A 19,314-nucleotide genomic window follows, 5' to 3' on the forward strand; every position below is an offset into this window, starting at 1 on the left:
GCGGCGATCCTACCGACCCCTATGTCAGCGCTACGCGACGCGCTCCGGGACCTCCCGGACGCGGTGTTTGCGGACCTACTCGAGTCCGACGACGGGTACGTCCTCGTCGTCGACCTCCCGGGCGCGACCGCAGCGACGACCGAGGTGCTCGTCGAGGACGGTCGTATCGACATCGAGGGTCGCCGCGAGAAGGCCGTCCCCGACGGGTTCGAGTACGTCCGGGAGGACCGCCCGCTGTTCCTCGACGCGGAACTCCCCCTCCCGAACGACGCCGACGGCGCGGGCGCCGACGCCGAGATCGACCGCGGCGTCCTCGAAATCTCCCTCCCCAAGCGAGAGCGCGACGTCTCCCGGACCATCCCCGTCGACGACGCGGACGGCGAGGGCGACGCCTGACGGGTGGTCACGCTGGTCAACCTTCGCGCCTACTGGCGGTTCGTCGTCGTTCTGCGGCAGTTCTCGCCGCTCATCGTCGCCTACTGGCGTGACCGCCGCCGGTACTTCCTGTTCGGCGGGAGCCGAGAGGTCGACGCCGAGACCCAGCGCGAGCGCGCCGCGGTGCTGCTCGACATCCTGCTCACGCTCGGGCCGACGTTCATCAAACTCGGACAGATCCTCTCGACGCGTCCCGACATCCTTCCCCCGGCGTACATCGAGGTCTTGGAGGGACTCCAAGACGACGTTCCCCCCGCGCCGTGGGAGGAGTCGCGGGTCGTCCTCGAAGACGAGTTCGGGCCGGTCGACGAGACGTTCGACGACTTCGACCGCGACCCGATAAGCGGCGCGAGCCTCGGACAGGTGTACACCGCCACCTACGAGGGCGACGAGGTCGCGGTGAAGGTGCGTCGGCCCGGCATCGAGTCGCTCGTCGAGGCCGACCTCCGCACGATCCGCTGGTCGATCCCGCTGGTCAAGCGGTTCACCGGCGCCGGCCGGTCGTTCTCCCTGGAGAACCTCGCCGACGAGTTCGCCAAGACGATCCGCGAGGAGATGGACTACGCCCGCGAGCGGACGATGCTCGAGGAGATCCGCGGCAACTTCGCAGACAACGATCGGATCCGGATCCCGGAGACGTACGAGTCGGTGTCGGGGCCGCGGGTGCTCACCATGGAGTACGTCCCGGGCACGAAGATCAGCGACATCGACGCGCTCGACGAGGCTGGTCACGACCGGACGGCGATCGCGGAGATCCTCCAGGAAGTGTACCTCCAGATGATCATCGACGACGGCGTGTTCCACGCCGACCCGCACCCGGGGAACCTCGCGGTCGCGGACGACGGGTCCGTGATCTTCTACGACTTCGGCATGGCGGGGCGGGTGGACCCGTTCGTCCAGGAGAAGATCGTCGAGTTCTACGTCGCGGTCGCGCGGCAGGACATCGACGCCATCCTCGACACGCTCATCTCGATGGGGACCCTCTCGCCGGAGGCCGACCGCGAGGTGATGGGGAACGTGATGGAGCTCGCCATCGCCGACGTCCGGGGCGAGGACGTCGAGCAGTACCAGGTGAACCAGATCATCGAGCAGGTGGAGTCGTCCATCTACGAGTTCCCGCTCCGGCTCCCGCCGAACCTCGCCTTGGTCCTCCGGGTCGCCACCGTCGTCGAGGGGGTCTGTGTCACCTTAGACCCCGAATTCGACTTCATCTCGACGGCGACCGACTACCTCCGCGAAGAGGGGTACTACGAGCAGACCGCCCGTGACCTCGCCGAAGACGCCGGCCGACAGGTACAACAGACCACCGAGGCGCTGTTCACGGTCCCGCCGAAGGCCGACGAGTTCCTCGACCGCGCCAACCGCGACGACCTGACGGTCAACGTCGTCTTAGAGGACGACACGAAGGTCTTAGAGAAGCTGGCGATGCGGATCGCCTACTCGGTGCTACTCGCCGTCGGCGTCCTCTCGGCGACGATCCTCTACTCGTTCGCGAACAACTGGCGGCTCGCGCTCGTCGTCCTCGCGCTGGCCTCGCCGCTCGCGATCGCCTTGTACCGGTCGTTCCGGAAGAAGCGGGGACTCCGCACCACGCCGCAGTTCACCCGCCAGGGGATGAAACAGCGGCGCGACGACTGACTCGGCGACGGGGCGCCACTCAACGGCACAGCGACCGGACCGGCGGCGCGGCGACCGACTCAGCGGCCTTTTGCCGACTCTCCTGTCGCCCGACAGATCCACACGTCTTCCGCTTCCTCGACCGCGTACTCCCGCGCCGTTAGCCACTCGCGGAGGGCGGCGGGGTCCGGGCTCATCGTCCCCTCGTCCGCCGCGCCTCCCTCCGCTGACCCCGACTCGTGGACCTCCACGACGAGCAGCGGACGGTACGTCGCGAGCGTCTCCGCCGCGCCCCGGAGGACCGCCCCCTCGCGCCCCTCGACGTCGACCTTCACGGCGTCCGGCGGCGGGACTGTCCCGCCCCCGTCGGCTCTCTCGTCGCCGACGCCCTCGACGAGTTCGTCGAGCCGTCGGACCGGAACCGACTCCGTCCCGGCGACGCTCGCGCCCCACCTCGTCGCCAGATCGCGGTCGAACGCCGAGCACTTCGAGAACGTCGACCGATAGAAGGTAAGCGTCGCGTTCGCGTCGCCCGCGCCCGCCCGCCTGAGGTCGAGCCGATCGCCGAGCCCGTTCCGCTCGGCGTTCCGCGCCAGCCGGTCCGCGCTCTCGCCGTTCGGCTCGAACGCCACTACGCGACGGTCGGTCCCGCGGGTCAGCGGGATCGCGTGTTCGCCGACGTGCGCGCCCACGTCGAGGATCACCGCGTCCTCCGGGAGACGGTCGAGCGCGGCCAGTCCGGGGTCGTCGCCGTGGGGGTTCGTCGGCTCGTAGCTCCAGTACGTGCCGGCGACGGTCCGCTTCGGCGTCGCGACGCCGAGCGCGTACGTCAGGTCGGCGAGCCGGTACAGGGTTCGAAAGCCGAGCCGCTCGACGCGCGACCGAACCAGCGACGGCAGCCGTGCTATCGAGGGCATCGCGGTGTCACGCGCCGATGACCTGAATCGGGACGAGGAGGAAACAGAGCGCGCCGACGGCGAACGTGACGGCCCCGACCGCGATCCGCGGCAGCCCCAGTCCGTCCTCGTCGGCCGGATTCGCGGGTCCGTTGAACGCGATGACCGTCGCGAACACGCCCCAGAACGCCCACAACCCCACCGACTCGTTCAGGCCGAGCCCCCGCCAGAAGTAGAGGTAGGCGGCGATGGCGAACAGCGCGCCGGGGACGAGCGCCGCCACCGTCTCCTGTCGCGGCCCGAGCATCGCCCGGACCATGTGGCCGCCGTCGAGTTGGCCGACCGGGAGGAGGTTCAGGACGGTGAAGAACATCCCGACCCACCCGCCGATCACCACGGGGTGGGCGGTGAGCCGCGGGTCGCTGTAGCTCGTCGGCTGGCCGAGGGCGCCGGCGATGAAGTCCAAGAGCGGCGGGTTGTTGAACCGGATCACCGCGCCCGACGAGTTCGCGAGCTCCGCCGGCACCTGGATCGGGTCGAGCGAGAGGCCGATCGCGGTCACGACGACGGTCGCGAACAGCCCCGCGATCGGTCCCGCCGCGCCGATATCGAAGAGGACCTTCCGCGACGGCATCCGGCCGCGGATGCGGATCACCGCGCCGAGCGTGCCGAACGGGAAGATGAAGGGGATAACGTACGGCAACGAGACGGGGACGCCGTGGTAGCGACCGGCGGCGTAGTGGCCGAGTTCGTGGGTCATCAACACCCCGAGAACGGCGGCCGTGAACGGCCACGCCCGGAGCAGCGTCAGGGGGTTCGACTGGATCTCCGCGAGCGGCACGTAGTACCAGCCGTACGCGCCGACGAACAGCGTCGACAGCAGCGTGGCCGCGAACATGGCGACGTTCACCCACGGGATCCCGTCCCGGCCGCGGTCGAACGGCGTCGCGACGACGACGTGGCCGCCGTCGACGACCTCCACGTCGACCTCGTACCCCGCCTCTCGAAAGTGGGGGGTCAGCTTGCGCAACAGCGTCCGCTCCGGGACGTACGACTCGCCGCGGTATCGCACGCGACCGTCCTCGCGGCGGACCTCGTCGATCCGAAAGAACGTCCGGAGCGGCTCCGGACGCGGCGCGCCGTCGCCGGCCGTCGCCGCGTCCTCGTGTTCTGGCATCGTGGGGTCGTAGCTGGTCGGCGAGTATAAACCCCGCGTCGGCGGGCACGGGTACCGCAAACACGGCGCGGCGCGTGGGCTGGCGGAACTCGACGCGGACGCGCTCGCGGTCAGAAAAGCGCGGGACGGGGACCGGTTCGTGAACCGAGTGCGCCTCGGAGCGGTACTGCGTTCGTCGGTCGGCGGAGCGCGTCCCTCAGGCGGGTTCGACGCGCCAGGTCGTCGCGCCCGTGTACGACCACTTCTCGACGGTGAGCTCCGTCGCCGAGTCGCGGAGCTTCACCATCAGGGCGCCGATCTCCTTCGGCGAGAGGTCGACGTCGTCGGAGATGAACTTCCCCTTGAAGTACATCTCGCCGTCTTGTGCGCGGTCGAGCAGGTACTGCTTCAGCCGCTCTTCCTTGCTGCGGTCGTCGTTCGCGCTCGCGTTCGTGGAGGGGTTCGCAGTCGCGCTCATAGTACACCTCACCCTTGCTCCCGGAGGGTGTTATAAAGGCGTCACCGTTGGGCGACGTTCAGGGGGTTTCAGGGCGTTTCACCGAACTCGCCGGGGTAAAACGTGTCTGACGGACTCTTTACAACGCTTCTAGAACGCGCTAGAAATTTTATAACCCGTTTTGAACACGTTTTCTCCGTCGCTGACTCGGTACGCGAGTAACTCGCCGCCGTCCGGTCCGACGGCCGGAAAGAAACAAAAAGCGCCGCGTATTCTCGGTCTCGGCGCGCTCGCGCGGCATCCCCGCGACCGCCGAGACGACCTCTTAGGACCGATCGCGGCCGCGACGAAACCGGAAGCGGCGACGCCGCGCGCCGGTCAGTCCCGGCGGTGGACCCAGAACGTCTCCGACTCCGTCGCCTCTTTCTTGAAGATCGGCACCTCGTCTTTCAGCCGGTCGATCCCGTCTTCGACCGTCCGGAACGCCTCCCCGCGGTGCCCGGCCAGCACGACCACGAAGACGATGTCCTCACCCGCCTCGATCACGCCGGTGCGGTGGTGCATCCGCACGTCGAAGACCCCATCGCGGGCCGCTAGCTCCTCCGCGATGGCGGCCATCCGATCCTCGGCGACCCCGTCGTACTTCTCGAACGCGAGGTGCGTTGTCCGGTCGTCGTCCGGGCCGTCGCGGGCGCGCACGCGGCCGGTGAACGTCGCTATCGCCCCCGCCCGGTCCGCGTCCGGCGACGCCTCGGCGCGGCGCACCAGCGTCTCACGGGTGATCCACGGCTCCGCGCTGTCGAGGTCGGCGACGACGTCGCCGAGGTCGACCCCGTCGGGGGCGGTCGCGCTCGCGACGACCGTCCCCGGCACGCGCTCCGGGTCCGGGTCGGACCCGAGGAGGACCGCGGGCACGCGCAGCCGCGGCTCGCCGGCCGCCAGCAGGTAGTCGTGGTCGGGGGCGAGCCCGTCGAGCAGGTCGTCGAACCCCTCGACGCTCCCCCGACCGCGCCAGTTCCCGTCTGCGTCGAACGCGACGGCGGTGTCCGCGCCCGAGCGCTGCGCCGGACCGACGACCCCCCCGTCCGCGGCCGGGTCGCTCCGTGTCGAGTCGCTCTCGGGGGCGCCGTTCGGGTCGTCGTCGCGCTCCACGACGGCGACTCGCCCGTCGAGTCGGTCCGCGAGCCGCCGGGCCAGCGTCGCCGCCCCGTCGCCGACGATCGATATCGGTCGCATACCCGAGAGCGGGCTGCGACCGATTTAGGCGTTTCCCGCCCGACGCGTCGGGCCGGATCGGGCTCGGGGCCGCTTCCACCGCGTCCGGGCTTGACAATCCTTAAGACTGCGACAGGGGTACTCCTCGGCAATGAGAATCGTCGTTTCTGTCGGCGGGAGCGTGCTCGCGCCCGACCTCGACCCCGAGCGCGTGGCCGCGTACGCCGAGGCGATCGAACGGCTGGTCACCGACGGCTGCGAGGTCGGGGTCGTCGTCGGCGGCGGCGGCGTCGCCCGCGAGTACATCGAGACGGCCCGCGAGATCGGGGCCAACGAGGTCGAGCTCGACCGGCTCGGGATCGGGACGACCCGGCTCAACGCCCGGCTGCTGATCGCCGCCCTCGGCGAGCGCGCGAGCCTCGCGCCCGCGGCCGACACCGAGGAGGCGGCGGCGGCCCTCCGCCGCGACGAGGTGTCGGTGATGGGCGGCGTCACGCCGGGGCAGACGACCGACGCGGTCGCCGCCGCGTTCGCCGAGTCCGTCGACGCCGACCTGCTCGTGTACGCGACGAGCGCCGACGGGGTGTACGACGCCGACCCCAACGCCGACCCCGACGCGGCGCAGTTCGCGGAGCTGTCGCCGGCCGAGCTCGTCGAGGTCGTCCTCCCGATGAGCCGCGACGCCGGCGCGTCCGCCCCCGTCGACCTCCTCGCGGCGAAGCTGATCGACCGGGCCGAACTCCGGTCGATCGTGCTCGACGGGACCGACCCGAGCGCCGTCGTCGACGCCGTGCTGCGCGGCGACCACACCGGAACGGACGTGGTCCCCCCGGGCGCCGGCGAACCGAGCCGCTGGACGGAGGCACGATGAGCGCGGACGACGCCTCCGACGACGCGTCCGCCGCCCCCGACGACTCCCCGCACATCCTCTCCGGGGGGTCCGCCCTCGACGACGGCGAGGACGCCGCCGAGGAGTCGACCGAGACCTTCCACGCCTTCTGGGCCGACGTCGTCGCCGACGAGGTCGAGGCCCGCGACCCCGACGAGCCGATCGTGATCAAGGGCGGTGTCTCGCCGTCCGGCGTCGCGCACCTCGGGAACTTCAACGAGATCATGCGCGGCTACTTCGTCGCCGAGGTGCTCCGCGACCGCGGCCACGAGGTCCGGCAGGTGTTCACCTCCGACGACAAGGACCCGCTGCGGAAGGTCCCGCGCAAGCTGGCGAATGCGGACGGCGAGATCGTCGGGCTCGGCGAGGTCGACGCGGGCGCGCTCGGCCGCAACCTCGGGAAGCCGTACACCGAGATCCCGGACCCGTTCGGCGAGGCCGAGTCGTACGCGGCCCACTTCGCGGGCCTGCTCAAGGCCGACGCCGACCGCCTGAACGTCCCGGTCGAGATGCTCTCGAACACCGATCTGTACGCCGACGGCGACTTCGACGAGGCGATTCGGACGGTACTCGCCGACGTCGAGCGCGTCCGCGAGGTGCTCTCCCCGTATCAGGACAAAGTTGACGACGAGTACGTCCCGTTCAACCCGGTCTGTGCGGAGTGCGGCAAGGTCACGGAGACGGTGACGGCGATCGACGCAGAGGCCGAGACCGTCGACTACGTCTGTACCGACATGGACGCCGGCGGCAACACGATCGAGGGGTGCGGCCACGAGGGCACCGCGACGTTCCGCGAGGGAAAGCTCCCGTGGCGGTTGGAGTGGCCCGCGCAGTGGGGCGTCCTCGGCGTCGACTTCGAGCCGTTCGGTAAGGACCACGCGGAGGGGTCGTGGCCCTCCGGCGTCGACGTCGCGCGGAACGTCTTCGGCGAGGAGCCGCCCGTGCCGATGGTATATGAGTGGTTCACGCTCAACGGCGACGCGTTCTCCTCCTCCGAGGGCAACGTCGTCACGGTCCAAGAGCTCCTGGAGCTGATCGAGCCCGAGGTGTTGCGCTACTTCTTCGCGCTCCACCCGAAGAAGGCCCGCGACCTCGACATTGAGCGGCTCGACCAACTGGTCGACCGCTTCGACCGGTTCGAGCGCGCCTACTTCGGCGAGGTCGACGACCCGGATCTGGTCGCCTTCGCCGAGCGCGCCTACCCGTTCGTCGTCGGCCAGCCCGACGACCCGCCGACGGAGAAGCCGATCCGGCTCCCGTACACGTTCGCGGCGGTGCTCGGCATGGTCGACGACCCCGACTTCCGCGAGCGCCTCGCCCGCGACGAGGGCCATATCCCGGACGACGCCGACGCCGACATCGTCGACGCCGCGCTCGCCCGCGTCGAGCAGGCGCGGAACTGGGCCGAGCGGACGGGGAACGAGTACGACTACCGGCTCCAGACCGACCTCCCCGCGGTCGAGTTCGACGGAGACGTCGCGGCCGCGCTCGACGACCTCGCCGACTTCGTCGCGGCCGGCCACGACGGGGAGGAGATCCAAGGGGCGATGTACGAGACTGCGCGCGACCACGACATCGAGGTGAGCGAGTTCTTCGCGGCGGGCTACCGCCTCTTCTTCGACGACACGCAAGGGCCGCGGCTCGGGGAGTTCCTCGGCGAGCTGGAGCGCGACTACGTCGTCGACCGGCTCCGACGGGAGGCGTAGATGACCGAGGACCGCTCGCTCGACGACTTCGCCGCGGACGACGACGGCGACGAGTCCGCCGAGAGCGCTCCGGACGACGCGGAAGGTGACGGCGTCGACCCCGACGAGGCGACCGACGCCGCTCCCGCGACCGACGCCGCTCCCGCGACCGCCACCTCGACGTGGCACGCCGACGGCGCCGAGTGCGACCGGTGCGGCGAGCGTGTCGACCGCCGCTGGCGCGACGACGACGCCTTCGTCTGTCCTGACTGCGCCTCGTGGTGACCGCGCCGCCGCGGTCGCCTCCCCGACTGGCGGTCAAAACTTAAGCCGTCGGCCGTCAAGGTGTTCCGTGAACGGAAAATTCGTTTGGAGTTAAATTAGATATAAATGAAATATATTCCGGACCTACTCCACGGGCGGTCGGCGACCGCCCTCACGGCGGCGTACCTGTGTATCGCGGCGGCGTCCGCGGTCGCGGTCGACCTCGCCGTCGCGTCGACGATTGGGGTCGCGGGCGGGTGGACGCCGACGCGTCTCGTCGGGGACTGGCTGCTCGTCGCCGGGTCCGGCGGGCTCCTCTACGGAGCGGTCACGCACCACCGCCAACGGGCGGAGACCGCGCGCCGAAACCTCGAAACCTCTAACCAGCAGATACAGGTTCTGAGTCGTGTGTTTCGGCACAACGTCCGCAACGATCTCAACGTGATCCGGGGGTACACCGACCTGCTGGCCGACCGGATCGACGACGAGCGGAGTCGAGAGTGCTTGGAGACGGTCCGGGAGACGACCGACGACATCGTCGAAATAAGCGAGAAGCTCCGCGTCATCGAGGACGCGTCGCCCGAGCGACCGGACGGCCGCGTCGACCTCGTCGCCGCGGTCCACGAGGCGCTCGACGTCGTCGACGCCGACGGCGCCGCGCTCACCGTCGAGACCCCCTCTGAGGCGTGGATCCGCGCGGACGACACCGTCGAGTTCCCGATCCGCGAGGTGTTCGAGAACGCGGTCACCCACAACGATGGCGCGACGCGCCGCGTGACGGCGACGATCCGCGAGAACGGGACGACCACCTGTCTGGAGGTCATCGACAACGGCCCAGGGATTCCCCCCGACGAGCGTGAGGTCTTACAGGCGGAAGAGGAGACGCCGCTCTCGCACGCGAGCAGCATCGGGCTGTGGCTCGTCAAGTGGATGTGCGAGACGCAGGGGGGAACCGTCCGGTTCGACGCGACCGACGACGGTACGACAGTCCGGCTCCGATTCGAGTCCGCGTCGCCGCCCGCTACTCCAACTCGGTGATCGTCACGGCGTACACCGCGCCGCAGTTCCCGCATTCGACGTGGACTCCCCGGCTCGTCTCGCCGCGGGTGAACTCGGAGATCTCCTCCGAACACGAGCACTCGAACTGGACTTTCATTACCTCTCCTTCATCCTGCTGATATTTAAAAGAAACCGACGCGGAATCAGCGGTGAAAACCGGTGATCGCGGTGCCGTCTCTCACCCGCCGTCGCGCACGGCGTCAGTCGTCGTCGACGATCACTTCGACCGGTCCGTCGCCGTCGTCGGCGGCGTCCTCGTCGGAACCGCCGGACAGGTCGGCGCCGCCGGACTGCTGCTGCTGGTAGTAGAGCCCGCCGGCGACCGCGAGGACGATCCACGACCGCCAGTTGGCGAGGTTCAGCGTGTAGCCGATGCCGAACGGCTTCTCGACGAGCATCCCCTTGCCGGGCTGCCAGTACGACGAGAGCAGCCGACCGAGGCTCGGCCGCTCGAAGTTGTACGGGATCCCGAGAACCTCTCCCGAAGACGGTTTGTCTGCCATACGAGTCTATCTGTCGGCCGACACCATAAATCGTGGCGACCCGGCGCGCCGATCGGAACGGCGCTGCGGCCGTCGCCGGTCAGGGCTCTGACCCCGGCCGAGCCGGCGGTTCGTCACCGGTAGCGGCCGCGGTCCGCCACGTCTCGGAGTCGGTCGAGGACCGCTTCGTCGCCGACGGCCTCGTACCCGCTCTCGAACGCCGCTAGCAACGGGCCGGGTTCCGTCGCGGTCGCTCGGACCGACCCCTCGAACACGTGGAGGTCCATCGCGTGGTCCTCGACGTGGCCCGTGTGGTAGCCGAGCCCGAAGTCGATGAGGTACGTCTCGGGCGGCGGACTCGACCGCCCGTCGCGTTCCGTGCGCTCGCCGCGCTTCGACACCCGAACGTTCCGCGTCGTCGGGTCGCCGTGGACCATCTCGGCGCCGTGGAGCCGCGCGAGGTGGCGACCGACGGCCTCCGCCGTCCCCTCGTCGAGGGCGGCCGCGAGGTCGCGCTCCCCGACGTGCTGGAGCGTCAACGTCGCTTCCGCGAGGTCGACGTCGTACACGAGCGGCGTCGACACGCCGGCGCGCCGCGCCTCGCTCGTCAGCCGGGCCTCCGCGACGGTCCGGTCGCGCCTGATCGTCCGGTCGAGTTCGGGGTGTCGGTACGACTTCGGCACCCGTCGCTTGACCACGCGCCGGTCGCCGTCCGTCCCCTCGACCGTCACGGTCGCCTCCGCGCCGCGGCGGTCCGCCTCCGCGTCGCGCGCCGCGCTTCGCGACTCGGCCCCCCCGCGTCCGCGCGCGACCGACTCCCCGTCTCGCCACGTCACCGGCACCTGATCCGGCCGGAAGCTCGGGTCGACCGCGGACTCCGCGATCGGGACGGTGTCCCCGGCGGCGGCCATCTTCGCGCCCAACACGGCGATCATCCCGGCGTTGTCCCTGAGGAATCGCGGTTCCGGCGCGTGGAAGTCGGCGCCGCGGGCCTCGCACATCGTCGCCAACATCTCCCGTAGCCGGTCGTTCTGTGCGACGCCGCCGCCCAACACGAGCTCGTCCGCGCCGGTCAGCGACAGCGCGCGCTCCGAGACCTCCGTCAGCATCGCGAACACGTGCTCCTGGAGCGAAAAGCAGATCTCCTCGACGGGGACGCCGCTGTCCGCGGCGTCGTTGGCGGCCGAGCTGATCCCCGAAAACGAGAAGTCCATCCCCTTGACCACGTAGGGGAGATCGAGGAGGTCGGTCTCGGCGGCCGACCCCTCCTCGCCTCCGGTCCCTTCCCCCTCGCTGCCGGCCTCGCCCGCGCCCGTCGCGAACTCGGCGGCCGCCGACTCCACCTTCGGTCCGCCGGGGTGGCTCCACCCGACGTGGCGCGTGAACTTGTCTATCGCGTTGCCCACTCCGGCGTCCATCGTCTCGCCGAGGACCCGGTACCGCCCGTCGTGGTAACCGAGCAGGTGCGCGTTCGCGCCGGAGGCGTTCAGACAGACCGGGTTGTCGAAGCCGGAGCGGTGGCGACCGATCTCGAGGTGCGCCACCATGTGGTTGACGCCGACGAGCGGGACGCCGAGCGTCCCGGCGAGCGACCGCGCCGCGGTCCCGACGATCCGGAGGCAGGGACCGAGCCCGGGGCCGCGAGAGAAGGCGACCGCGTCGACCGCGTCCGGACCGTGTCGCTCCTCGGCGGCGGTCAGGACGCTATCGACCACCTCTGGGATCGCCTCCGACATGTGTTCGGCGGCCTCGCGCGGGTGAATGCCGCCGCTATCCGGCTCGTATGGGTCTGATTCGATGAGAACTGAGTCGGCCTCGGCGTCGTACAGCGCGGCGCTCGCGCACCACGCGGTACCCTCGATGCCGAGAACGCGCATCCGGCGGAGTTACGCTTCCTCGGCGTCCGCCTCGTCGCCGCCGATCTTGTTGCGCTCGAGCATATGATCCTGCTCGACGTCCAGCGCGTCGGTCGCGGAGTCGTACACCTTCGCGTAGCCGACCGTCTTGCGCATGCCGAACTTCGTGTCGAGCTCGTGGACGACGACCTCCTCGGAGTCCTTGTCGAGCTTCGCCGCCAGCGAGTCGCGGACCGACAGTCGGGATGGCGTGGCCTCCTCGTGGGTCGTCTCGAAACGGATGTCCGTGCGGTGCAGCATCGGGTTCTCCTCCTCGGAGATGATATCGACGTCCATGGTTCAGTTGGACGTATATCCCCTCGAAAGCTGTAAAAGGATTTCGAAGCGGGGGTGTCGCCGCCGAACTCCGGACCGACCGCCGACGAGACACACTGTTCGGCGTCAGGGTTTCCCCCCTCCGGTGCGTGCGTACCGTTACCACGCGGATGTCAGACGACACCCGATTCGACCCCACCGACCGGTCGCAGTACGAACTCACTCGGGCGGCGAACGTCGTCGTCCCGCTGTCCCCCGTCCGAAAGGCCCGGATCTGCGGGACGCTGGCTCTCTTCGGGGCACTGACGGGCCCGCTCGTCGCGACCCTCCCCCCGGCCGTCCGCGAGGCGAACTTCTCCGGGCCGCCGCTCGCCGCCCACCTCGGCGTCGTGGCAGTCGTGTTGGCGGGGACGGTCGCCGCCGGCGGAGCCGGCCTCGGGCTCGTCGCGCTCCAGCGCCGGCTCGCGCGCGGTCCCGAACCGAGCGACGACCAGGTCTGGACGTTCCTCGCCCTCGAGGACGCGCTGACCGGGATCGGCTTCGTCACCGGCGGACTCGGCGTCGGCGTCGGCTTGGTCCTGCTGGCGAGCGGGCACTGGGGCGTCGAGGCCCTCGAAGCGCTCCGCCGCAACGGCGTCGAGCCGTACCTCTCTATGGGAGCGATTCCGACGACGCCCCTGCTAGCGACGGCGGCCGGACTGATCGCCGGTCTCGGGGTCCTCACGGCGACCGTCGTCGCGGTCGACGGCGAGTGACGCCGGTCGAGGCCGCGTCGCTCGGGCGGCCGTCACGCCGGATCCGTCGGATCTCTCCCGTCCGGGCCACCATCGTCGCTCTCACTCAGCTCGACGCCGAGGGCGTCGTAGCCGGCCGCAGTGTCGCCGGCGAGCCCCTCGAACAGTTCCCGAGCCCGTCGCCGGGCTTCGGGCGTGACCGCGACGCGGACCATCCCCTCGCCGGGCTGTCCGTAGACGACGGTGGACCCGAGCGGGGCCGCGAGCATCGCCGGCAGCGCCGCCAGGTCCTCCTCGCCGGTCACTTCGATCGTCACCGGCTCGTCCGCCGCGAGCGCCTCGGCGAGCGCGTCGAGCAGCGCCGCTGACAGCGCCGCGGCCGGGTTTTCGACCGCGATCCGCCGCTCCTCCGTCGCCGCGAGCGCGGTCTCGATCTCCTCGCGGACCGCCTCGCGCTCCGTCTTCCCGTCGACCAACGCCACGTCCGGGACGCGGCCGGCCTCTCGGAGGTGGTAGGTGACCACGTCGCCGACCGCGATCAGCTGCGGCGGTCCCCCCGCGGACGAGCCGCGTCGCTCGCGGGCCTCGTCGACGGCCTCCAAGAGCGCGCCGGCGTCCGTCGTCACCGGTCCCAGCGGCTCCTTGAAAGCGTCGCGGAGCGATTCGGGGAGGGTGAGAAGTGGGTCGCTCATCGGCTTCGTCCGGCGGCGCGGCGTTGGGTCACCGCACCTTGAGCGCGTACGCGCCCGCCTCGGAGACGTTCATCTCCTCGGCGATATCGCTGTCCTCGGGCTTGGTGATGATGACGTAGCCCGCCCAGTCCTCCGTCAGCGACGACGACCCGCAGAGCGCGCAGGTCTGAGCGTCCGGGTCGTTGACGTGGTGACACTCCCGGCACGCCAGGCGGTCCTCGGCCATCAGTCGGCCTCCTCACCGGTCTGTTCGCGGTGCTTCCGCTGCCCTTCGAGCCAGTCGTGCTTCCCGAGGCCGGGCTGTTTCGCCGTGAGCCCGATCTTCGAGTCCCGGGGGTTGCGCTCGTCGATGCTCTTGGTGACGACGCGGACGCGCACCGCGTCGTCGACCCCGAGCGTCTTGTCGGAGTCCGACGAGGCGAGCTGCTGGTTCGCGCCGTCGAACGTGAGGTACTCGTCGGTGATCTGCGAGACGTGGAGCAGCCCGTCCACCGGTCCGATCCCGACGAAGGCGCCGAACTCGACCGTCTCGACGACGGTTCCGTCGGCGACCTCCTGCATGTCGGGGTCGTAGGTGAGCGCGTCGAACTCCGCCTCGTAGTAGACGCCGGGCCGGTTGTGTAACACCGCCCCCTCGCCGATGTCGTGAACCTCGATGACGCTCACGACGCTGCCGACGTCCTCGTCCATCCGTCCTTCCAGCTTGTCCTGAAGCAGGGCTTTCACCCGCTCGTCGGTGACGTCCGCCAAGTGCTTCGGCGGGACCTCGACCGTGTCCTTGAGTCGAACTCGTTTGTACATGTTGTTGGTTGTCCGCGGCCGCTAGGGTTCCGTTATCGCCAGTGTGTTCCGACCCCTTAAACCGATTACTGGTGCGTCCGCCGCCAGCACCCGTTTCGCGAGGGGGCCGTCGTTGGTGACGACGGCGTCGACCCGGCCGGCCGCGGCCAAGGCGACGAGCGCGTCGTCGGCGTACGATTCGTCCGTCTCCACCGCCTCCGCCCGCTCCGCGAGGTCCGCGCCCACGCTCGCCGCGGTCGCCTCCGCGCCGTTCCCGGCCTGAAGCCCGTCGAGCTCCGCCAGGACCGCCGCCGGCACCACGGTCTCGTAGCCGCCGAGGAGCCGATCCAACTCCTCGAACAGCCGCAGGTCGGCCTCGACCGGCGCCATCAGCGCGCTCGCGTCGAGCGCGACGACGGGAACGCCGCTTCCCCCGAGCCCCTCTGCGCGGTCGTCGTCCGCGGGCGTCGCGTCGGGACCGTCTGCGGGGGCGTCGTCGGCCACGCTACGTGAGCGTTCCGACGCCGATGAGCCGCCAGCGCGCGCCGACGCGCCGGTTGATCGCGATCTGCGCGCCCTCCTCGGCGCAGACGGGCCGCTTGAGGCTCACCTCGCACTCACCGTCGCGCGCGCTCGTCACCGCGCCGACCGTCGTCGCGGTACCGACCGTGAGCATCAGGGGCTCGCCGGTGCTGATCTCCTCGATGTCGCTCTCGCCGCTCTCGTCGTCCTCCTTGCCGACGACGCGCTCGAGCAGGTCGACCGTCATCTCGAACTCCTCGCGGGTCGGGGGGAGCGTCCCCGGCTCGCCGGCGACCTGGCCGGCGAGGGCGTCGCCCTTCGTCAGGCTCGGGTCGAGCCCGGTGCCGACGCCGAGGAGGCCGCCCGGGTGGGCGGTGTCGACGTCGCGGTTGCCGGCTTGGAGCGACCGGACGGTCGTCTCCAGCGGCCGCCACTCCGTCTGGCCTTCCTCGTCCACCTCGCGCCCCGGTCGGATCTCCAGCCCGTCGCCGACCGACAGCTCGCCGCTGACGAGCGATCCGCCGACGACGCCGCCCTTCAGGTCCTCGGCGGTCGCACCGGGGCGGTTGATGTCGAACGAGCGGGCGGCGTACATCCGGGCGCTCTCGCCCGGGTCGCGGTCCGGCGTCGGGATCTCGGACTCGACCGCGTCGATGAGCAGGTCGAGGTTGACCTCCTGCTGGGCCGAGACGGGGACGATCGGCGCGTCCTCCGCGACGGTTCCCTCGACGAACTCCTGGATCTGCTCGTAGTTGTCGACGGCGCGGTCGCGGCTCACCAGGTCGACCTTGTTCTGCGCGATGACGATGTTCTCGATCCCGATGAGATCGAGCGCCATCAGGTGCTCTTCCGTCTGGGCCTGCGGGACGTCCTCGGTCGCGCTCACGACTAGGACCGCCCCGTCCATGATCGACGCGCCCGAGAGCATCGTCGCCATCAGCGTCTCGTGGCCCGGCGCGTCGACGAACGACACCGTTCGGATCGGTTCGCTCTCGGAGCCGTCCTCGCACTCCTCGTCGACGGTGTAACACTCGGGCTCGTCGACGCCGGGGCAGCGCCGGAACGTCGCGTCCGCGTACCCCAGCCGAATCGAGATGCCGCGTTTCATCTCCTCGCTGTGCTGGTCGGTCCACGAGCCGGACAACGCCTGTACGAGCGTCGTCTTCCCGTGGTCGACGTGACCGACGAGACCGATGTTCACCTCCGGTTGTGTGTTGGCTTCAGTCACTGTTGGACCTCCTAACGGAGTAGTCTTATGCGAATTTCGCCCCGTGCGAGTGATAAAGTTGCTGTTATAGTGGCGTCAGCGCGCGCGACGACCCGGGGCGAGGTCGCGAGCGGTCGCCGTTCGGCGCGGGGCGCTCCACCTTCGACGCGGCTTTACGGCTCACCCGCGAATCTTCGACCGACATGGGATACGCGTGCCCCGTCTGCGACACCCCGCAGCGCGACGGCGAACACCTCGCGCATCACCTCGCGTTCACGGCGATGCTCCACGGCGGCGACCACGAGGCGTGGCTCGACGAACGCGTCGACGACTGGAGCGACCGCGAACCGGCGGAACTCGCGGCCGAGGTGACGCCGCACGCCGACGACGCCGAGTACGACGAGGTGTTCGAGGACACGGTCCCCCGAGGCCGCCCGGACGTCGGAATGGGGTCGGGCGGGGACGCGGCTCCCTCAGACCACGCTCACGACCACGGCCACGCCGACCCCGCTTCCGGGGCCGGCGTCCCGGATCCCGACGCCGTCGACGACCCAGCGGTCGCCGAAGCGCTCCGCGAGGCGCGCGAGATGACCAGAAACGCGGCCGCAGACGACGCCGATGAGGAGTCCGATTCCGCCGACCCCGACCCCGACGCGTAGCGGAACGCCCTTGCCCGCCCCCGGTCAATCGTGTCCATGGAGACCAGAGGCACGTTCGCCCCCCAGACGCGCGCCGAGGCGCTCGAACGGTACGAGGAGGTCGGTCCGGTCGCGCAGGTGGTCGTCCGCGAGGCGACGAAGGCGATGTCGTTCGGCGCCGACGAGTACGACGAGCGCGTCACCCCTGAGGTGATCCGAACCGCCCGCGACGCGACGTTCGCCGAGCTGCTCGCGGTCCACGTCGGCGAGGGCGACGAGTTCGACGCGTGGCTCGTCGACAGCGAGTTCGACGAGGACGCGGTCGTACGGATCGGCTCCGACAGCGTCGACAACGTCGTCTGGCACCCGATTCCCTTCGCGGACACCGTCGTCGCGGCGACGTACCAAGAGGAGCCGGACGCGGCGGCCAGCACCCTCCGGCGCAACGCCTTCGGGCGCGTGTACCGCGAGGAGTTCTACGAGTCGGGGCGGTAATCGGCCGACCGACACGAACGCCGGAGCGGCGGCTCTCCGAGCGGAACGGAAACCGCAAAACCCGGACCGCGGGTGCCGTCCGAACGGCGGCCCCGGCCTTACAGGCGACCGACGTTCTCGACGTTGACGGACTCGACGTCCTCGACCTGCGAGAACGCCTCCTCGACGGCCTCGGTGCCGCCGGCGCCGTCGGGGACGATGACGGTCGGCAGGAGCGCGACCAGCCCGAACGCGACGTCGTCGCGCTCGAAGCCGCGGATCTTCGCGCCCTCGGGGAGGACCTCCTCCAACCGGTCCTGTAGCTCGTCGAGGTCGACCTCGGGGCTGTTCGGCATGACCTTGATCTTGGCGGCAACGTCGCCCATCTCAGGGCCCCCGGAAGCCGCAGTCGTGGCACTCGTAGAGGTTGCTCTGCTTCCGGCACTTCGCGCACCGGTAGATGGTGGCGCCGCAGTCCGGGCAGGAGAACTGCGCGGCGTTCATCCCGGACACCTGAATCCCACAGGAGACGCACTGCGGGGTGGCTTGAGAGTCGCTCTGGCTCATACACGTACCTACCGGCCGCGACTTTTAACCGTTGTTCTTTGCCTCGGAACCCTCCGTGCGTGACGGTACCGTGCCGCTGCTCGGGCGATCCGCCGCGTCCCGCCGCGGTCTCCGCGACGTCTCACCCGGCGATCAGCGGTCCGATCAACACGCCCATCAGGTGGACGCGCCGCGCGCCGACCCGGGGCGGGGCGAGCCCCAGCGCGCCGGCGACGATCAGGACGCCGACGCCGAACGCCCCGGCGAACGCGTACGAAATGAGCGCGAGCAGCCCCAACACGCCGACAGAGAGCCGGGTGTAGTCGGCGTTCCCGACGATCCGGAGGTACGGGTCGCCGACGAGCACGACCAGCGCGAACCCGAAACACGCCGCGGTCGCGGCCGCGACGAGCAGCAACGGGAGCGCGAACGGCACGCCAGCGCGGTCGATCGCCACGGTCACGCCCGTGCGGGGCGTCCCGAGCGCGACCAGCGCGAACAGCGCAAAGATAGTGTTCGCGGTGTTCGCGCCGCTCGTCGCCACCACGAACCCTCGGTCGACCGACTCGGAGGGCACCGCCGGCATCGCGGCCACGGCGGCGATGGCTGCCGACACGCCCGGCACGTAGCCGACCACCGCGCCGGCGAGCGAGCCGGCACCGGCGCTCGTTCCGAGGTCGCGCGCGTCCATCGCGATCTGCGGGTCGGCCTGCGGCGGGACGCCGTCGCCGCCGAGCGCGTCGACGAGGACCGGAACGCCGAACAGCCCGGCGAAGAGCGGCGCGAGGACGCCGCCGGTCGACAGCGGGGCCGCGGGGTCGGCGTCGAGCGTCGCGAGGCCGAGCGCGGCGCTCGCGAGGAAGGCGACGAGTCCGCCGACCGCCGCCCGCCGCGACGACTCCGTCAGGACGAGCGCGACGACGACGGCGCCGAGCAGCAGCGGGAGGTGCGCCCGCAGCGTCGGGTACCACCGGATCATGAGCCACGTGATCGGGACCGCCAGCGGCACCGCGAGCGCGACCGCCAGCCCGGAGCCGACGGCGGAGAGGCGGACCGCCTCTCTCCCCCGCCCCGCGATCACCAACCGATGACCGGGAAGCGCGGCGACTGCGGTCGCGGCGTCGGGGACGCCCAGCGCGAGCGCGGGGACGATGTCGAGGAACGAGTGGACGACGCCGGCGCCGAGCATCGCGACCCCGACGAACAGCGGATCGGCGGGTACCGACGGCGCGAACCCGGCCAAGAGCAGCGCGAAGTTGTTGGCGTGGAGCCCCGGGACCAGCCCGCTCGCGGTCCCGAGCGCGACCCCGGCGAGGAGGAAGGCGAGCGCCCCGGCCGCGAACGCCGGGTCGACCGTCGGCCGCACGAGCGCGTCCATCGAGGCGGCGTGGCCGC

At 70.6% G+C, this 19,314-nt stretch carries 25 protein-coding genes; 9 read left to right on the top strand and 16 right to left on the bottom strand.

What is annotated here, in order from left to right:
* The first annotated feature begins 21 nt into the window (after positions 1-21).
* Positions 22-396 carry an Hsp20/alpha crystallin family protein gene (locus tag Z052_RS13085; protein ID WP_086219246.1) on the top strand — a complete coding sequence of 125 codons (375 nt, stop codon included), beginning with the start codon at positions 22-24 and terminating at the stop codon, positions 394-396.
* A 3-nt stretch (positions 397-399) separates the two neighbouring features.
* On the top strand, positions 400-2,073 hold the full coding sequence (locus tag Z052_RS13090; protein WP_049930241.1) for an AarF/ABC1/UbiB kinase family protein: 1,674 nt from the start codon (positions 400-402) through the stop codon (positions 2,071-2,073).
* Positions 2,074-2,132: 59 nt separating this feature from the next.
* Here the strand turns inward: Z052_RS13090 and Z052_RS13095 are convergent, their stop codons facing one another.
* The 4 genes from Z052_RS13095 to Z052_RS13110 form a co-directional block, all read right to left on the bottom strand.
* Entirely contained in the window at positions 2,133-2,969 is an 837-nt protein-coding gene (locus Z052_RS13095) for an FkbM family methyltransferase (protein WP_099289112.1), read from the bottom strand.
* Positions 2,970-2,976: 7 nt separating this feature from the next.
* Positions 2,977-4,125 carry a site-2 protease family protein gene (locus Z052_RS13100; RefSeq protein WP_099289113.1) on the bottom strand — a complete coding sequence of 383 codons (1,149 nt, stop codon included), beginning with the start codon at positions 4,123-4,125 and terminating at the stop codon, positions 2,977-2,979.
* Positions 4,126-4,321: 196 nt separating this feature from the next.
* Entirely contained in the window at positions 4,322-4,582 is a 261-nt protein-coding gene (locus tag Z052_RS13105; RefSeq protein ID WP_049930246.1) for a hypothetical protein, read from the bottom strand.
* Positions 4,583-4,939: 357 nt separating this feature from the next.
* Positions 4,940-5,797 carry a molybdopterin synthase gene (locus Z052_RS13110; RefSeq protein ID WP_099289114.1) on the bottom strand — a complete coding sequence of 286 codons (858 nt, stop codon included), beginning with the start codon at positions 5,795-5,797 and terminating at the stop codon, positions 4,940-4,942.
* 130 nt (positions 5,798-5,927) lie between these two features.
* Here Z052_RS13110 and pyrH point away from each other — a divergent pair, with 130 nt between their 5' ends.
* The 4 genes from pyrH to Z052_RS13130 all read left to right on the top strand — a co-directional run bounded on the left by pyrH (position 5,928) and on the right by Z052_RS13130 (position 9,652).
* Positions 5,928-6,647 (top strand): UMP kinase, encoded by a 720-nt coding sequence (gene pyrH / locus Z052_RS13115; RefSeq protein ID WP_094494615.1) that lies wholly within the window; start codon positions 5,928-5,930, stop codon positions 6,645-6,647.
* The gene (gene lysS, locus Z052_RS13120; protein ID WP_049930251.1) at positions 6,644-8,371 is read left to right on the top strand and encodes a lysine--tRNA ligase; all 1,728 of its coding nucleotides are present in this window, start codon (positions 6,644-6,646) and stop codon (positions 8,369-8,371) included. Before pyrH ends, lysS begins: the two co-directional genes overlap by 4 nt.
* Positions 8,372-8,635, top strand: coding sequence for a hypothetical protein (locus Z052_RS13125; protein ID WP_049930252.1), 264 nt, complete (start codon positions 8,372-8,374; stop codon positions 8,633-8,635).
* A 105-nt stretch (positions 8,636-8,740) separates the two neighbouring features.
* The gene (locus Z052_RS13130; protein WP_086219241.1) at positions 8,741-9,652 is read left to right on the top strand and encodes a sensor histidine kinase KdpD; all 912 of its coding nucleotides are present in this window, start codon (positions 8,741-8,743) and stop codon (positions 9,650-9,652) included.
* Here Z052_RS13130 and Z052_RS21255 read toward each other — a convergent pair.
* The 4 genes from Z052_RS21255 to Z052_RS13145 all read right to left on the bottom strand — a co-directional run bounded on the left by Z052_RS21255 (position 9,636) and on the right by Z052_RS13145 (position 12,347).
* A complete protein-coding gene (locus Z052_RS21255; RefSeq protein ID WP_004597316.1) occupies positions 9,636-9,770 on the bottom strand; it encodes a hypothetical protein in 135 nt (44 codons plus the stop codon). The genes Z052_RS13130 and Z052_RS21255 overlap by 17 nt on opposite strands.
* Before the next feature lie 103 nt (positions 9,771-9,873).
* Entirely contained in the window at positions 9,874-10,176 is a 303-nt protein-coding gene (locus Z052_RS13135; protein ID WP_049930257.1) for a DUF5808 domain-containing protein, read from the bottom strand.
* A 113-nt stretch (positions 10,177-10,289) separates the two neighbouring features.
* The gene (locus tag Z052_RS13140; RefSeq protein WP_099289115.1) at positions 10,290-12,032 is read right to left on the bottom strand and encodes a bifunctional N(6)-L-threonylcarbamoyladenine synthase/serine/threonine protein kinase; all 1,743 of its coding nucleotides are present in this window, start codon (positions 12,030-12,032) and stop codon (positions 10,290-10,292) included.
* Between the two features lie 9 nt (positions 12,033-12,041).
* Positions 12,042-12,347 carry a 30S ribosomal protein S24e gene (locus Z052_RS13145; RefSeq protein WP_099289116.1) on the bottom strand — a complete coding sequence of 102 codons (306 nt, stop codon included), beginning with the start codon at positions 12,345-12,347 and terminating at the stop codon, positions 12,042-12,044.
* 149 nt (positions 12,348-12,496) lie between these two features.
* On the opposite strand from Z052_RS13145, the gene Z052_RS13150 reads away from it, so the two are divergent.
* Positions 12,497-13,081 carry a hypothetical protein gene (locus tag Z052_RS13150; RefSeq protein WP_049930263.1) on the top strand — a complete coding sequence of 195 codons (585 nt, stop codon included), beginning with the start codon at positions 12,497-12,499 and terminating at the stop codon, positions 13,079-13,081.
* A 32-nt stretch (positions 13,082-13,113) separates the two neighbouring features.
* On the opposite strand, the gene Z052_RS13155 is transcribed toward Z052_RS13150, so the two are convergent.
* The 5 genes from Z052_RS13155 to Z052_RS13175 are packed head-to-tail and all read right to left on the bottom strand — an operon-like array spanning position 13,114 to position 16,282.
* Entirely contained in the window at positions 13,114-13,752 is a 639-nt protein-coding gene (locus tag Z052_RS13155; protein ID WP_049930264.1) for a GTP-dependent dephospho-CoA kinase family protein, read from the bottom strand.
* 28 nt (positions 13,753-13,780) lie between these two features.
* Positions 13,781-13,978, bottom strand: coding sequence for a transcription elongation factor subunit Spt4 (gene spt4 / locus Z052_RS13160; RefSeq protein ID WP_006114409.1), 198 nt, complete (start codon positions 13,976-13,978; stop codon positions 13,781-13,783).
* Positions 13,978-14,553, bottom strand: coding sequence for a DNA-directed RNA polymerase (locus Z052_RS13165; RefSeq protein ID WP_006114408.1), 576 nt, complete (start codon positions 14,551-14,553; stop codon positions 13,978-13,980). The genes spt4 and Z052_RS13165 overlap by 1 nt, the downstream gene beginning before the upstream one ends.
* Before the next feature lie 21 nt (positions 14,554-14,574).
* Positions 14,575-15,036: a DUF188 domain-containing protein gene (locus Z052_RS13170; RefSeq protein ID WP_049930267.1), complete on the bottom strand. Its 462-nt coding sequence runs from the start codon at positions 15,034-15,036 to the stop codon at positions 14,575-14,577.
* A gap of 1 nt (position 15,037) precedes the next feature.
* On the bottom strand, positions 15,038-16,282 hold the full coding sequence (locus tag Z052_RS13175) for a translation initiation factor IF-2 subunit gamma (protein WP_049930268.1): 1,245 nt from the start codon (positions 16,280-16,282) through the stop codon (positions 15,038-15,040).
* 182 nt (positions 16,283-16,464) lie between these two features.
* Here Z052_RS13175 and Z052_RS13180 point away from each other — a divergent pair, with 182 nt between their 5' ends.
* Together Z052_RS13180 and Z052_RS13185 are read left to right on the top strand one after the other, a co-directional pair.
* Positions 16,465-16,920: a DUF5810 domain-containing protein gene (locus Z052_RS13180; protein WP_049930271.1), complete on the top strand. Its 456-nt coding sequence runs from the start codon at positions 16,465-16,467 to the stop codon at positions 16,918-16,920.
* 36 nt (positions 16,921-16,956) lie between these two features.
* Positions 16,957-17,394 carry a DUF5809 family protein gene (locus Z052_RS13185; RefSeq protein WP_099289117.1) on the top strand — a complete coding sequence of 146 codons (438 nt, stop codon included), beginning with the start codon at positions 16,957-16,959 and terminating at the stop codon, positions 17,392-17,394.
* Positions 17,395-17,492: 98 nt separating this feature from the next.
* Here Z052_RS13185 and Z052_RS13190 read toward each other — a convergent pair whose 3' ends face one another.
* The 3 genes from Z052_RS13190 to Z052_RS13200 all read right to left on the bottom strand — a co-directional run bounded on the left by Z052_RS13190 (position 17,493) and on the right by Z052_RS13200 (position 19,297).
* Positions 17,493-17,759, bottom strand: coding sequence for an elongation factor 1-beta (locus Z052_RS13190; protein ID WP_049930274.1), 267 nt, complete (start codon positions 17,757-17,759; stop codon positions 17,493-17,495).
* A gap of 1 nt (position 17,760) precedes the next feature.
* Positions 17,761-17,940: an HVO_2753 family zinc finger protein gene (locus Z052_RS13195; protein WP_049930276.1), complete on the bottom strand. Its 180-nt coding sequence runs from the start codon at positions 17,938-17,940 to the stop codon at positions 17,761-17,763.
* Between the two features lie 121 nt (positions 17,941-18,061).
* Positions 18,062-19,297: a tripartite tricarboxylate transporter permease gene (locus tag Z052_RS13200; protein WP_099289118.1), complete on the bottom strand. Its 1,236-nt coding sequence runs from the start codon at positions 19,295-19,297 to the stop codon at positions 18,062-18,064.
* Positions 19,298-19,314 lie beyond the last annotated feature (17 nt).

It is taken from the genome of Halorubrum sp. C191 (assembly GCF_002727095.1).
Classification (GTDB): domain Archaea; phylum Halobacteriota; class Halobacteria; order Halobacteriales; family Haloferacaceae; genus Halorubrum; species Halorubrum ezzemoulense.

Excerpts from the sequence above, each read along its gene's own strand:
- Z052_RS13085 (WP_086219246.1), top strand. The coding sequence starts at position 22 with ATGTCAGCGCTACGCGACGCGCTCCGGGACCTCCCGGACGCGGTGTTT.
- Z052_RS13095 (WP_099289112.1), bottom strand. The coding sequence starts at position 2,969 with ATGCCCTCGATAGCACGGCTGCCGTCGCTGGTTCGGTCGCGCGTCGAG.
- Z052_RS13100 (WP_099289113.1), bottom strand. The coding sequence starts at position 4,125 with ATGCCAGAACACGAGGACGCGGCGACGGCCGGCGACGGCGCGCCGCGT.
- Z052_RS13105 (WP_049930246.1), bottom strand. The coding sequence starts at position 4,582 with ATGAGCGCGACTGCGAACCCCTCCACGAACGCGAGCGCGAACGACGAC.
- Z052_RS13110 (WP_099289114.1), bottom strand. The coding sequence starts at position 5,797 with ATGCGACCGATATCGATCGTCGGCGACGGGGCGGCGACGCTGGCCCGG.
- pyrH (WP_094494615.1), top strand. The coding sequence starts at position 5,928 with ATGAGAATCGTCGTTTCTGTCGGCGGGAGCGTGCTCGCGCCCGACCTC.
- lysS (WP_049930251.1), top strand. The coding sequence starts at position 6,644 with ATGAGCGCGGACGACGCCTCCGACGACGCGTCCGCCGCCCCCGACGAC.
- Z052_RS13125 (WP_049930252.1), top strand. The coding sequence starts at position 8,372 with ATGACCGAGGACCGCTCGCTCGACGACTTCGCCGCGGACGACGACGGC.
- Z052_RS13130 (WP_086219241.1), top strand. The coding sequence starts at position 8,741 with ATGAAATATATTCCGGACCTACTCCACGGGCGGTCGGCGACCGCCCTC.
- Z052_RS21255 (WP_004597316.1), bottom strand. The coding sequence starts at position 9,770 with ATGAAAGTCCAGTTCGAGTGCTCGTGTTCGGAGGAGATCTCCGAGTTC.
- Z052_RS13135 (WP_049930257.1), bottom strand. The coding sequence starts at position 10,176 with ATGGCAGACAAACCGTCTTCGGGAGAGGTTCTCGGGATCCCGTACAAC.
- Z052_RS13140 (WP_099289115.1), bottom strand. The coding sequence starts at position 12,032 with ATGCGCGTTCTCGGCATCGAGGGTACCGCGTGGTGCGCGAGCGCCGCG.
- Z052_RS13145 (WP_099289116.1), bottom strand. The coding sequence starts at position 12,347 with ATGGACGTCGATATCATCTCCGAGGAGGAGAACCCGATGCTGCACCGC.
- Z052_RS13150 (WP_049930263.1), top strand. The coding sequence starts at position 12,497 with ATGTCAGACGACACCCGATTCGACCCCACCGACCGGTCGCAGTACGAA.
- Z052_RS13155 (WP_049930264.1), bottom strand. The coding sequence starts at position 13,752 with ATGAGCGACCCACTTCTCACCCTCCCCGAATCGCTCCGCGACGCTTTC.
- spt4 (WP_006114409.1), bottom strand. The coding sequence starts at position 13,978 with ATGGCCGAGGACCGCCTGGCGTGCCGGGAGTGTCACCACGTCAACGAC.
- Z052_RS13165 (WP_006114408.1), bottom strand. The coding sequence starts at position 14,553 with ATGTACAAACGAGTTCGACTCAAGGACACGGTCGAGGTCCCGCCGAAG.
- Z052_RS13180 (WP_049930271.1), top strand. The coding sequence starts at position 16,465 with ATGGGATACGCGTGCCCCGTCTGCGACACCCCGCAGCGCGACGGCGAA.
- Z052_RS13185 (WP_099289117.1), top strand. The coding sequence starts at position 16,957 with ATGGAGACCAGAGGCACGTTCGCCCCCCAGACGCGCGCCGAGGCGCTC.
- Z052_RS13190 (WP_049930274.1), bottom strand. The coding sequence starts at position 17,759 with ATGGGCGACGTTGCCGCCAAGATCAAGGTCATGCCGAACAGCCCCGAG.
- Z052_RS13195 (WP_049930276.1), bottom strand. The coding sequence starts at position 17,940 with ATGAGCCAGAGCGACTCTCAAGCCACCCCGCAGTGCGTCTCCTGTGGG.
- Z052_RS13200 (WP_099289118.1), bottom strand. The coding sequence starts at position 19,297 with ATGGACGCGCTCGTGCGGCCGACGGTCGACCCGGCGTTCGCGGCCGGG.